The 12,225-nt window shown below is 45.0% G+C and carries 13 protein-coding genes; 5 read left to right on the top strand and 8 right to left on the bottom strand.

Annotation, left to right across the window (positions count from 1 at the left end):
* Both GTQ48_RS02735 and GTQ48_RS02730 read left to right on the top strand, forming a co-directional pair.
* Positions 1-747: a DUF1365 domain-containing protein gene (locus GTQ48_RS02735; protein WP_163105086.1), complete on the top strand. Its 747-nt coding sequence runs from the start codon at positions 1-3 to the stop codon at positions 745-747.
* Between the two features lie 3 nt (positions 748-750).
* A complete protein-coding gene (locus GTQ48_RS02730; RefSeq protein WP_163105034.1) occupies positions 751-2,010 on the top strand; it encodes an SAM-dependent methyltransferase in 1,260 nt (419 codons plus the stop codon).
* Positions 2,011-2,257: 247 nt separating this feature from the next.
* On the opposite strand, the gene GTQ48_RS02725 is transcribed toward GTQ48_RS02730, so the two are convergent.
* Positions 2,258-3,187, bottom strand: a complete 930-nt coding sequence (locus GTQ48_RS02725) for a flagellar motor protein MotB (RefSeq protein ID WP_163105033.1) — start codon at positions 3,185-3,187, stop codon at positions 2,258-2,260.
* Positions 3,187-3,948 (bottom strand): flagellar motor protein PomA, encoded by a 762-nt coding sequence (gene pomA, locus GTQ48_RS02720; protein WP_163105032.1) that lies wholly within the window; start codon positions 3,946-3,948, stop codon positions 3,187-3,189. The genes GTQ48_RS02725 and pomA overlap by 1 nt, the downstream gene beginning before the upstream one ends.
* Positions 3,949-4,466: 518 nt before the next feature.
* Here pomA and xseB point away from each other — a divergent pair.
* The 3 genes from xseB to dxs are packed head-to-tail and all read left to right on the top strand — an operon-like array spanning position 4,467 to position 7,543.
* The gene (gene xseB, locus GTQ48_RS02715) at positions 4,467-4,709 is read left to right on the top strand and encodes an exodeoxyribonuclease VII small subunit (protein ID WP_032096929.1); all 243 of its coding nucleotides are present in this window, start codon (positions 4,467-4,469) and stop codon (positions 4,707-4,709) included.
* Between the two features lie 30 nt (positions 4,710-4,739).
* Entirely contained in the window at positions 4,740-5,630 is an 891-nt protein-coding gene (locus GTQ48_RS02710) for a farnesyl diphosphate synthase (RefSeq protein WP_163105031.1), read from the top strand.
* Positions 5,631-5,662: 32 nt separating this feature from the next.
* A complete protein-coding gene (gene dxs / locus GTQ48_RS02705; RefSeq protein ID WP_163105030.1) occupies positions 5,663-7,543 on the top strand; it encodes a 1-deoxy-D-xylulose-5-phosphate synthase in 1,881 nt (626 codons plus the stop codon).
* 200 nt (positions 7,544-7,743) lie between these two features.
* Here dxs and GTQ48_RS02700 read toward each other — a convergent pair whose 3' ends face one another.
* The 6 genes from GTQ48_RS02700 to GTQ48_RS02675 all read right to left on the bottom strand — a co-directional run bounded on the left by GTQ48_RS02700 (position 7,744) and on the right by GTQ48_RS02675 (position 12,210).
* Complete coding sequence (locus GTQ48_RS02700; protein ID WP_163105029.1) at positions 7,744-8,244, bottom strand: phosphatidylglycerophosphatase A family protein; 501 nt, start codon at positions 8,242-8,244, stop codon at positions 7,744-7,746.
* A gap of 14 nt (positions 8,245-8,258) precedes the next feature.
* Complete coding sequence (gene thiL, locus GTQ48_RS02695) at positions 8,259-9,224, bottom strand: thiamine-phosphate kinase (RefSeq protein WP_163105028.1); 966 nt, start codon at positions 9,222-9,224, stop codon at positions 8,259-8,261.
* A 45-nt stretch (positions 9,225-9,269) separates the two neighbouring features.
* Positions 9,270-9,692 (bottom strand): transcription antitermination factor NusB, encoded by a 423-nt coding sequence (gene nusB, locus GTQ48_RS02690; protein ID WP_032096924.1) that lies wholly within the window; start codon positions 9,690-9,692, stop codon positions 9,270-9,272.
* Positions 9,693-9,704: 12 nt separating this feature from the next.
* The gene (ribH, locus tag GTQ48_RS02685) at positions 9,705-10,178 is read right to left on the bottom strand and encodes a 6,7-dimethyl-8-ribityllumazine synthase (protein ID WP_163105027.1); all 474 of its coding nucleotides are present in this window, start codon (positions 10,176-10,178) and stop codon (positions 9,705-9,707) included.
* Positions 10,179-10,426: 248 nt separating this feature from the next.
* Positions 10,427-11,527, bottom strand: coding sequence for a bifunctional 3,4-dihydroxy-2-butanone-4-phosphate synthase/GTP cyclohydrolase II (gene ribBA, locus GTQ48_RS02680; protein ID WP_032096922.1), 1,101 nt, complete (start codon positions 11,525-11,527; stop codon positions 10,427-10,429).
* A 20-nt stretch (positions 11,528-11,547) separates the two neighbouring features.
* Complete coding sequence (locus tag GTQ48_RS02675; RefSeq protein WP_032096921.1) at positions 11,548-12,210, bottom strand: riboflavin synthase; 663 nt, start codon at positions 12,208-12,210, stop codon at positions 11,548-11,550.
* Positions 12,211-12,225 lie beyond the last annotated feature (15 nt).

Here is a 12,225-nt window from a genome sequence, read left to right as displayed (position 1 = left end):
ATGCAAATAGAAAGTGCCATATACAAAGGCAGTGTTTATCACGAACGTTTTAAGCCAACGAAGCACAAATTTGTTTACGACATTTATTTGTTTTGGCTAAAGTTAGACGAGTCAGAGCTCAACGCGTTATCAGAGAATTTAACACATTTTTCAATTCGCAAGTGGGCGCGAGCACGGTTTAAACGCAGTGATTACCTAAGCGATGATGGGAAACCTCTAAAAGACGCAGTGCTTGAAAAGATGACATCGTTAAACGGCGACACCGCGTTAGATGGCGACGTATTTATGTTGGGGCAATTGCGCATGTGGGGGCTGTACTTTAGCCCTGTGAATTTTTACTATCTCAGGCAAGGCGACGGTACGTTTAGCCATATGCTTGCTGAAGTCAGCAATACGCCGTGGAATGAAAGGCACTACTACTTGGTCGATTTGTCGACACAAGAAGATACGCCTAAAGCTTTCCATGTTTCTCCATTTAACCCAATGGACATGACCTATCAATGGCGCATAACGCAACCTTCAGATAAGCTATCATTGGTAATGGATTGCGTTAGAGCAGACAAAGAATTTTGTGCCGGAATAAATTTAAACAAATTTACTTTAGATAATGCGAATCTAACTAAAGTAATGAGACGTATACCTAGTATGACAATGAAAACTGTATTGGGAATATATTGGCAAGCACTTATGCTATTTATAAAAAAGACGCCTTTATATACACACCCAGAAAAGAGTCAGGAAAAATAAAAAATGTCTTTTGGTGAATCTGTATTACTCTCTACATCAGAGGTTTCGTTTATAGACAAAACCTGTAGAACGCTGTTTCTTAAATGTTTGAAACACCTCCCCCTTGGTAACCTTACTATTCAAGAAAACGGCGACACTATTGCAACGTTTGGCAACGAGCAGGATGAATTATCAGCCGTTGTAAATATTAAAGATGTAAAAGCTTATCGTAGCCTTTTGCTTGGTGGCAGTGTTGGTGCCGGCGAGGCCTATATGGATGGTCACTGGGACAGTAATGACGTGACCGCTGTGGTGCAGGTGTTCGCACGTAACCTGCCTACACTCGATGAGTGGGAGAATAAATTTAAGTGGCTAACAATGCCTGTGATGAAGTTACAGCACTTTGCACGCCGCAACACCACTAGCCAAGCCAAAAAGAATATTGAAGCCCACTACGACCTGGGCAACAAACTCTATACTCGCTTTCTCGATGGTACAATGATGTACTCATCTGCAGTTTATCCAGACCCAAACGCCTCGTTGAACGAAGCGCAAAATCATAAGCTTAAAACCATATGCGACAAACTTAAGCTTAATGAAAATGATCATCTTTTAGAAATTGGCACAGGCTGGGGTGGACTAGCAGTATACGCAGCGAAGCATTATGGCTGTAAAGTCACCACGACCACAATATCTGAAGAGCAATATGCGTGGGCGGAAGACTGGATTGCGCGAGAACAACTGCAAGATAAAGTGACGCTTCTCAAAAAAGACTACCGTTTATTAGAAGGCAAATACGACAAACTTGTTTCGATTGAAATGATAGAAGCAGTGGGTCGTTCGTTTTTGGGTAATTTCTTCGAAAAGTGCTCGTCGTTGCTTAAAGAAAACGGTCTTATGCTTTTACAGTCAATTACCATTGATGATAGACGCTATGAAAGTTATTCGAACAGCGTAGACTTTATTCAGAAATACATTTTCCCAGGTGGCTTTTTACCTTCTCAGTATCAACTTAATGCCCATCTTAAAAAGCATTCCGACATGATGATCAGAGACTTGCACGATATCGGTATCGATTATGCAAAAACATTAAATCACTGGTATGAAGCTTTTATAGCGGCAAAAGACGACCTGCTTCAAGACGGCTATGATGAACGTTTTGTTCGCATGTGGACTTACTATCTTAAGTACTGCGAAGGCGGCTTTCTTGAGAGAACGATAAGTACGGTACAGCTTGTTATTTCAAAGCCTCAATACAGAGATTTATTGGCCCGCGGAACTTAATTAAAATTAAAGTGAGGCGGAATCTACAGGCCTGATAAACAAAAAGCGACGCAATTGCGTCGCTTTTTTTTCTTTTTCTCAACGGCTTTTTCATCTGACTTTTACCATCTGGCTTTTATCAAGTGAGCGATCAAACGATGAGTATTGATTTTATTTGGCAGCCTTAGTTGAAATTCTTAGTTGAAAGGCTCAATTGAAAGGCGCAATTTAAAAGCTTCTTTGAGAGCCTTATTTGACACCAGTCACTCTAATCATCGATGACGGAGATAGGTTTTGAAATCATAGGTTCGCCTTGATTTATATTAATTTCAACCCGTCTGTTTCTCGCCCTATCGGATGCTGATGTGGCATTTTCCACAATAGGATTGGTATCGGCCATCCCTACTACCGACATGCGGCTTTCGTCGAAGCCAGGCGCAGTTCGCATGGCCTCAGCAACAGCAACGGCTCGCTGAGCAGACAAGTCCCAGTTTGAGCGGTACAGCTCGTTCGCGATATGTTGCCCGTCACTGTGGCCAGATATGGCTATCTCACCTGGTACATCTGCCAGCAGTGTTCCAATTTTACGAATTACAGGCTGAAACTGTGGCTGTAAAAACGCAGAGCCCGCTGAAAACGAACCGTTTTCACGTATGCGAATGGTAAGCTGTTGACCTAACGACTCCATCTCAATTGAGCCATCGAGAATTTGTTTTTGAAGCTGCTGGGCCACTTTTTTCATTAACTCAGCCGTTTGAGACTCCTCTGAGCTTTGCGATGCGGAGGAGGACGAGTCTGTTGCAGTTTGCTGCGCTTGCCCTCCTCGTTGCTCGCCGCGTTGTTTCTGCCTGCCCCCAGCAGAATCTTCATCACCCGCTTGAAACTCCAGCATCTGCTGCGTCATTTCAATGGTTTGCTGTTGAATGGTTTCAATTGGCGTAGGATCTGGCTTTCCCGGTCTAAACTCCATTGCAATAACGCTGGTGCCTTTTGGAATATCTTTCACTTCTATCTTGTTTTGCACACCAAACGCAAAACTCATAGAGCCTGCTATTTGCTTAAACTTCAGAACATCCATTTCTGAAAATGAAAGAAGCAGTACAAAGAAGCACATCAGCAACGACATTAAATCGGCAAATGTCCCCATCCACGCTGGGAGGCCTTCGGGTGGGCACTTAGGACATTCTTCTTCAGCCATTACTCTTCCTCACCGGTGCTGCGCTTACTCGCCGCTAGGTAATTTTTCAAGATGCCATCGATAACGCGAGGGTTTTGGCCATCGGCTATACCCACAATTCCGTCTAGAATAAGGCTTTGATTCAGTTTTTCCTCTGCTGCTCGGTTAGACAACTTAACCGCAATAGGTAAACATATAATGTTGGCAAAGAAGGCACCGTAGAGAGTGGTAAGAAGTGCAACCGCCATTGCCGGGCCGATAGATTTAGGGTCGTCCATGTTAGAGAGCATGGCAACCAAGCCTATTAGCGTCCCTATCATTCCCATTGCTGGCGCAACGTCGCCCATGCCTTTAAAGATAGTTGCCCCGAACTCATGTCGGTCTGTTGTCATTTTAATGTCTTTTGATAGCGTTTCTCTCACTACCTCAATGTCGTGACCGTCAACAAGCATGTCGACGCCTTTTTGCATAAATTCGTTACTTATTTCTGCTTCTTCTAGGGCTAAGAAACCACCTTTGCGCGCTGCATCAGCCATTTCTACAATTTTCTCGATTAGCTCTTCTGGCGTATCGATTTTAAACATAAAGGCTTTACCAGCCACCTTACCTGCACCAAAGAATTGGCCCAATGTGAACTGAGATAAAACAACAAACAAGCTTCCACCGAATACGATAAGAAGTGAAGGCACGTTGATAAACATACTCATGGTACCGCCCATCAACATCGCCATTACGATAAAGCCGATGGCTCCCAACATGCCTATTACGGTTGCTAAATCCACTCACTCTTCCTCTTAAATATGCAGCTAGTACTAGTGATATACTCTGATTCTATCGGCAAAGTATAGAAAATCTATAACAACATTGTTGAAAAATATCACAAATATCTCCTGTCTTTTACGCAATAGTAAATATTTAATGACTTTGTTGATAGCGATAACTATCTAGGTCGCTAATAGTATGTATCGCCTCACTTCATTATGCGTAATGTTTGTTGAGTTATCTTTTATATCAACACCACTTAGGGCGTATTAACCCTCCCTGTATATTTTCGCAACAAAGGTCCACACACTCAAAGCCGCTCAAGATTCCACAGGCCCAAGTGTTGACACTGCGAAGAGCTAATACACAAATGAATGACGCTGAGTAAAATTGGTCTTTACTAACTCCAAGAGACAAGACCAAGCATTTGGCCAGATGCTCAGCCGGATGCTCGATATTGGGACAAACCATTTGACCCATCTGCTACCGTCCGTTAATGTGCGCCATATGGTAATTTTGCCCATTATCGAGCACTTTTATGACAAAAAAAACGGATACCGCGACGTTTGAAGAAACCCTTGCTGAATTGGAATCGATCGTCGATGAAATGGAAAACGGCGATTTGCCGCTAAATAAAGCATTGGAAAAATTTGAACGCGGCATAGCGCTTTCTAGACAAGGCCAAAAGTCCCTTGAAACTGCTGAGCAGAAAGTACAAATCCTGCTTAATGAACAAGGCGAAGAAACACTTCAATCGCTCCCTGAGAGTGAGCAACCCTAATCTGCTCACTTTTTAACTACAGGTAATTTAATGAATTTCTCTGCTCTGCATCAGCAAGTTAAGCAGCAAACTGATGCGTCTTTATTAAAACTTATCGAAGAACTTCCCGATTATGCACCGCAATTGAAGGCAGCCATGCGCCATGCCCTTCTGGCGGGCGGCAAGCGCATGCGACCACTGCTGGTGCATGTTGTGGGCAACACTCTCGACGTACCAAAGAAAGATCAAATGGCCATTAGCATGGCTATTGAGTGTGTGCACGCCTATTCACTGGTGCACGATGATTTACCCGCTATGGACGATGACGACTTGCGACGCGGCATGCCTACTTGTCATATTGCTTTTGACGAAGCAACAGCCATTTTAGCTGGCGACGCACTTCAGACACTTGGGTTTAGTATACTCGCCGACGCCGAGCTTAGCGATTTTGGCGATACTAAACGCGCAAAGCTGCTTAGCATACTTGCAAACTGTGCGGGCTATCACGGCATGTGTGGCGGCCAAGCTATTGATTTAGCAAGCACTGGGCAAACCATAAACATTGATGCATTAAAAATGCTTCATAGGCTTAAAACCGGTGCATTGCTTCGCGCTTGTGTTGAGATGATTGCCACTGTTTGCGGCACTTTGGACAAGCAGTCAGAAGCTGACCTTTTGGTGTTCGCCAGCAACATTGGCCTCGCATTTCAAGTCCAAGACGATATTTTGGACGTAGAAGGTAGTAACGAGATTCTTGGGAAACCGGCAGGTTCTGATGAAGCCCAGGGAAAAAATACCTTCCCTGCAAAGCTTGGATTAGATGGTGCGAAAGAGGAATTGGCAGTGCTGCATGAAAAGGCACTACAACCCTTAACCCGATTACCTTACAATACAGACAGTTTAATTGCGTTTAGCGAGCTTTTGGTAAAACGTGACCACTAGCCACGCGCCATGTTGAAAAAGATAATAAATAAATGAGTTTAGACCTCCAACATTACCCCACGCTTGCCCTCGCGCAGACGCCGGACAAATTAAGGCAGTTACCTCAAGAGAAGCTGCGCGAACTTGCCGATGAACTTCGCGAGTACCTTCTGACTTGTGTAAGTCAAAGTAGCGGACATTTTGCTTCTGGTTTAGGCACGGTGGAATTAACCGTGGCGCTTCATTATATCTATAATACGCCGTTCGACCGTCTTATATGGGATGTGGGCCACCAAGCTTATCCCCATAAAATAGTTACGGGGCGCGCTGATCGCATGTCAACCATTAGACAAAAAGACGGACTGCACCCTTTCCCTTGGCCTGGCGAAAGCGACTACGATACATTTGCAGTTGGCCACTCCTCTACATCAATCAGTGCAGCTTTGGGTATGGCAGTTGCTGCAGAGAAAGAAGCAAAGGGCCGCAAGATTGTATCGGTCATTGGCGACGGTGCAATGACGGCAGGTATGGCGTTTGAAGCGCTCAATCATGCAGGTGATATCAAAAAAGACATGGTTGTTATCCTCAACGATAACGAGATGTCTATTTCTGAGAACGTAGGAGCCCTAAATAGCCATTTGGCGCGCCTGTTAACAGGTAACCTATTTAACTCTATACGCGACGGCGGAAAGAAGCTATTAAGCAATGTCCCACCCATTAAAGAATTTGCTAGTAGAGCTGAAGAGCATCTCAAGGGAATGGTCGTTCCGGGTACTATCTTTGAAGAGCTTGGCTTTAACTACATTGGTCCTATAGATGGGCACGATGTAAACGCAGTGGTCGATACCTTACGCAATATGCGAAAATTTGAAGGCCCTCAACTTCTTCATGTTGTTACCAAAAAAGGTAAGGGCTATGCGGTTGCTGAAGAAGATCCAATTAAATTCCACGCGGTGCCCAAGTTTAACCCGGCCGATAACGCGTTACCAAAATCAAAAGCAACCGCGCCTACCTACTCTGCGATATTTGGCGAGTGGCTGTGTGACATGGCGGCGAAAGATCCTAAACTCATGGCGGTAACGCCAGCTATGCGTGAAGGCTCCGGCATGGTTGCATTTTCTCAACAATATCCCGAGCAATACTTCGACGTTGCCATTGCAGAACAGCACGCCGTGACCTTTGGTGCAGGTTTAGCCAAAGAGGGCCTCAATGCAGTTGTGGCGATTTACTCTACGTTCCTTCAGCGGGCGTACGACCAGCTTATTCACGATGTAGCTATACAGAATTTACCGGTGCTTTTTGCTATAGACAGAGCCGGCATTGTGGGTGCTGACGGCCCTACTCACCAAGGCGCATTTGATATCGCGTTTTTACGCTGTATTCCAAATCTCATTGTAATGGCACCTTCAGACGAAAACGAATGCCGCCAAATGCTATACACAGGCCACTTAGCTAACCAGCCCGCAGCCGTGCGCTATCCTCGTGGCTCAGGCATGGGCGTAACGCCCGACAAAGCAATGACAGCACTGGCGATAGGAAAGTCGCGCACTTGTCGAGAAAGTATGGCCAAGGAAAGCCAGCGCGTCGCCATTCTTAACTTTGGCTGCTTGCTACCAAATTCACTTGAGGCAGCTGAGGCCATCGACGCTACCGTTATTGATATGCGCTTTGTAAAGCCCCTTGATGGCGATGCTGTTTTAAAGGCTGCACAAGAGCATGATGTGCTGTTGACACTTGAAGACGGTTGTATCATGGGCGGTGCTGGTAGCGCGGTTATCGAACACCTTCAGCAACACGGTGTAATGAAGCGAGTTAAGACGCTTGGTCTTCCTGATAGTTTCATTTTGCAAGGCACGCAGCAAGAAATGTACGAAGAGCACGGATTGGATGCAAAAGGCATTGTAGCCAGCGCCACCCAGTTTTTGGCAAGGTAGGTTTTAGTCGCTTAGTTTTTAGTAGCTTGGTTTTTAACGTCTGGGCTTTTAACAAATGCGCTTTTAGCGTTATAAATTCTAGCGCTAAAAAGAAAAGATACGAAAAAGCCCGCAATAATGCGGGCTTTTACTATAAGTTTCGTCAACTACCCTCTTGCATATCTTGATAAAACAGATGGCTTAATAAAGCATATGCCTTTTTAAAACAGGGTAAGTACAGCAGGATACAGGGTTACACAAATATGCAAGCACGCGCATGCCATTGCACCTGCAAGTAGGTCATCAAGCATTATTCCCGTACCGCCATGTAACCGTTTATCGATAACGCCAATAGGCCAGGGCTTAAGAATATCGAATAGTCTAAATAACACAAACCCCAAAACGAGTGTTGATGCCGTTAGCGGTAAAAATAAAAACGTAACAAACATGCCTGCAATTTCGTCCCATACAATAGAACCATGATCGTGTACCTGCATATCATCAGCGGTTTTACCGCACAGATAGATGCCCACGACTGAAGCTATAAGCGTAACGGCAATAAAGGAAGGCGTAGATAGACCCATACACAATAAAAGCAGAGGGATAGCGGCGAGAGAACCAAAGGTACCCGGCATAACGGGGACTAAGCCACTGCCAAACCCAAGCGCTAAGAAGTGCACTGGGTTCTTCATACTTACTCTAGCTCGAAACTCAGCCTGCATGTTAAATGTCCATATTAAAAGGTATGCTCGTAGCCTGTAGACTGCTTTGGCGTGTACTTTTCGTCATTCTTAAACAGTGAAAGCTTATCGTTGTGGCCGGTAAGCTGACCAATACACGTTGCCTTCACGTTTGTACTCGCGATAGAGGTTTCAAGGCTCCCTCGCTGCTCTTCCGATACGGTAAAAATGAGTTCGTAATCGTCACCAGCAGAAAGCGCATATTCTATGGCTTCATCCTGTGATACCGCACTTGTTAGTGCTCTGGATAACGGCAGACGATCAACGTGAAGATTAGCACCACAGCCAGATGCACTTAAGATATGTTTTAAGTCGGAAATAACGCCATCAGATACGTCGATACAAGAAGATGCAATACGACGCATTGCTGTTCCAACCGCAACGCGAGGTGTAGGGAAATAATGCCTATTTATCAGCACGTCTCTCGCCTCGCCGGCAACGTCTAACTTACCTTGTAAGATATCTAAACCGGCACCTGCATCGCCCAGTGTACCAGTAACGTACACCCAATCACCGGGTTTGGCGCCACTGCGGGTCAACTCTGAACCTGGAGGGATAAAACCTTGTGCAGTGATAGTCATGGCCATAGGACCTTTAACCGTATCACCACCAATTAGCTGTACAGAGTAGTATTGAGTAAGCTCGTAGAGACCGGTAACAAAGTCACTTAACCATGCTTCCTTAACCTCAGGTAGGGACAGGGACAGGCTGATCCAAGCAGGCTCTGCACCCATAGCTGCCAAGTCACTAAGGTTGGCTGCAACGGCCTTGTACGCCACTGACTTAGCGGGCGCATCTCTTAGAAAGTGGACATCTGCTACAAGCGTATCAGTAGTTACTGCGAGTTGCTGATTTTCAGGCACCATAGTAACGGCACAATCATCACCAATACCAATAACTACGTCTCGTCTTTTATGACCGCCAGCAGAAAAGTAGCGGCCGATAAGGTCGAATTCTTTCACGGTAATTTAGAAACCTTAAGTAACGTCCAGTGTCACTGAAATAGGTTAGTCGCGCTCGTCTTTTCGCAGCGTTTTAACTGCTTTGTCGAGTGCACCATTGATGAATTTGTGGCTGTCTTCAGCGCCGAATGATTTAGCTAGTTCAATAGCTTCATTAATGATGACGCGATATGGCACATCGATGCGCTCAGTCAGTTCCAGCGTAGCTATACGAAGAATCGCCTTTTCAATGGCGTCTAACTCTTCTGGCAATCGGCCAAGGTAAGGCTTAATCGTCGCATCCAAATTACTTGCGTTGTGTGCCACTCCTTTTAGGAGCGCTTGGAAATATGCCATATCAACTTTCTGCATATCATTACTGGTAGCTAACGCCAGTTCAATCTGCTGAATATCGTTATGACTCATTTGCCATGAATAAATGCCTTGCAAGGCTAATTCACGGGCTTTACGACGAGCTGAAACTTTCACTAAATAATTACCTTAAAGCTTTTCAACAGCATCGATAACGTTAACCATTTCTAGCGCGCCAAGTGCAGCTTCTGCACCCTTGTTGCCAGCTTTGGTTCCTGAACGCTCGATAGCCTGTTCAATTGAATCCGTTGTGATAACGCCAAATGACAAAGGTACGCCGTATTCTAACGAAACTTGCGCTAAACCTTTATTACACTCACCCGCTACAAAATCGAAGTGCGGTGTGCCGCCACGAATAACTGCGCCAAGTGCAATGATGCCGTCAAATGACTTTTTCTCGGCAAGTTTTTTCGCCACGATAGGTAGCTCATAGGCACCCGGAACACGTACTACTGTGATATCGTCTCCATTTACTTCACCATGACGCTCTAGCGTATCAAGCGCGCCTTCTAATAGGCTTTCAACAACAAAGCTGTTAAAGCGTGAAACTACAATAGCGAATTTTTTACCCGTAGCGCGGATGTTACCTTCAATGACTTGCATGTTTTCATTCCTCGAGAAAAAGCGGCGCGAAGTATACCACAACTGCACCTAAACTGAATCGATTGTTTTTTTATCCAACGACTTTATTCGCCGCAGCGCACTATCGTTAAAACTAGGTCGTTGAAACCTGTGTAAATAGACAAAAAGTGCGCATCAGCACACTTTCTGTTTCTAATATAGCGGTCATGCCACCAACGTGTTTTTGCAATAATTAAAATTAAAAAACACGTTATTTCTACAATGACCTGTTAGTCGTGAACGTATTCTACAACTTCTAGACCATACCCCGATAGCGCATGGTACTTTATGGGTTTACTTAATAAACGCATCTTATGTACGCCCATCGATGCCAATATCTGGCTGCCCACACCGATAGTACGAGATGAACCCTGCCAGTCAGCACCGGCTGGCTGTTCACCTCTGTCTTCAGCAGCGAAACGTCTCACTTGATTTTCTATTTGTTCGTCCTTACCGAGTAGAACCAACACGCCGCCTTCGTCTGCAATTTTTTGCATACCTTGGGAGAGCGTCATCGAGCGGTTGATACCCCGTGTAGAACCAAGCAGATCACTAAAAGTGTTGTGAAGGTGAACACGCACTAACGTTGGCGATGTTTCAGATACTTCGCCTTTTTTGAGGGCAAAATGAAGCTGATTGTCGATACTGTCTTTGAATGTATGCAGTTCAAAATCGCCGTATTCAGTAGGAATATTGCACTGGGCTACTTTCTCAATGGTCGTCTCATTCAAGTTTCGGTACTCGATGAGATCGGCAATGGTGCCAATTTTCAAATCGTGCTTCGCTGCAAACGTTTCTAGCTCTGGTCGACGGGCCATTGTGCCGTCTTCATTCAGAATTTCAACGATAACACCTGCAGGCTCAAGTCCAGCTAAACGAGGTAAGTCGACACCCGCCTCAGTGTGACCTGCACGATTTAACACACCACCCTCTTTAGCGATAAGCGGGAAAATATGACCTGGCTGAACAATATCCGTCGCTTTAGCATCTTTGCCAACCGCAGCCTTGATTGTTGTCGCCCGGTCTGCCGCTGAAATACCAGTAGTAACGCCAGTAGCAGCCTCTATAGAGACAGTGAAATTAGTAGAAAACTGAGCTTCGTTTTTGTCTACCATAAGAGGAAGATTCAGTCGGCGACAGCGGTCAGGCGTCATAGGAAGACAAACAAGGCCCCTTGCATGCGTTACCATAAAATTTATGGCTTCTGGCGTCACATGTTCGGCCGCCATAATCAGATCGCCTTCATTTTCGCGGTCTTCATCATCCATCAAGATAACCATCTTACCCTGACGGATATCTTCTATTATTTCTTCTGATGTGTTAAATGCCATATTTTATACTTCTTGTAGGGTTATTTTTTTAAAAATCCGTTCTCGGCTAAAAACGCCATATCAATACCTTTTTCTACAGGCTCAGCAGCTTTATCGCCAAGCATTAGGCGCTCTAGATATCGGGCAATGACATCAACTTCCAAATTGACTTCGGTGCCAACCTTATAGGTGCCTAGTACTGTTTCCTTCAACGTGTGAGGGATGATCCACAGCATAAACTCTGCACCATTAACTTTGTTTACCGTTAAGCTTACACCGTCTACAGTGATACTGCCTTTGTGTGCAATATACTTAGCAATTGCCTCTGGAGCCTTGACCCAAATCTCAACGTAATCGGTGTGCTTAATAATTTGGCTTACTTCACCCACACCATCTACGTGACCGGAAACAATGTGACCGCCGAAGCGATCCGTAGGACGCATTGCCTTTTCGAGGTTTACGGTAGAGCCTGCGCGGTAATGCTTAAACCCAGTCAGTTTTATGGTTTCAGTAGATACATCTGCGCAATAGTAGTCATCGCCAAAGTCAGTTACTGTTAAGCATACACCATTTGTGGCAATACTATCGCCAAGGGCCACATCAGACATATCAAGATGCTTAGATGATACAGTTAACCGGATATCTTTACCCCGGTTATCTAGCTTTTGAATTGTGCCTAGTGCTTCAATAATACCAGTAAACATAGCTGTCCTCGTTGC

It is taken from the genome of Alteromonas genovensis (assembly GCF_010500895.1).
Classification (GTDB): Bacteria; Pseudomonadota; Gammaproteobacteria; order Enterobacterales; family Alteromonadaceae; genus Alteromonas; species Alteromonas genovensis.
Note: the sequence above shows the minus strand (reverse complement) of the source record. Positions and strands in the feature narration are given on the sequence as shown.

Coding starts and splice junctions, on each gene's coding strand:
- GTQ48_RS02735 (WP_163105086.1), top strand. CDS start 1: ATGCAAATAGAAAGTGCCATATACAAAGGCAGTGTTTATCACGAACGT.
- GTQ48_RS02730 (WP_163105034.1), top strand. CDS start 751: ATGTCTTTTGGTGAATCTGTATTACTCTCTACATCAGAGGTTTCGTTT.
- GTQ48_RS02725 (WP_163105033.1), bottom strand. CDS start 3,187: ATGGCTGAAGAAGAATGTCCTAAGTGCCCACCCGAAGGCCTCCCAGCG.
- xseB (WP_032096929.1), top strand. CDS start 4,467: ATGACAAAAAAAACGGATACCGCGACGTTTGAAGAAACCCTTGCTGAA.
- GTQ48_RS02710 (WP_163105031.1), top strand. CDS start 4,740: ATGAATTTCTCTGCTCTGCATCAGCAAGTTAAGCAGCAAACTGATGCG.
- dxs (WP_163105030.1), top strand. CDS start 5,663: ATGAGTTTAGACCTCCAACATTACCCCACGCTTGCCCTCGCGCAGACG.
- GTQ48_RS02700 (WP_163105029.1), bottom strand. CDS start 8,244: ATGCAGGCTGAGTTTCGAGCTAGAGTAAGTATGAAGAACCCAGTGCAC.
- ribH (WP_163105027.1), bottom strand. CDS start 10,178: ATGCAAGTCATTGAAGGTAACATCCGCGCTACGGGTAAAAAATTCGCT.
- ribBA (WP_032096922.1), bottom strand. CDS start 11,527: ATGGCATTTAACACATCAGAAGAAATAATAGAAGATATCCGTCAGGGT.
- GTQ48_RS02675 (WP_032096921.1), bottom strand. CDS start 12,210: ATGTTTACTGGTATTATTGAAGCACTAGGCACAATTCAAAAGCTAGAT.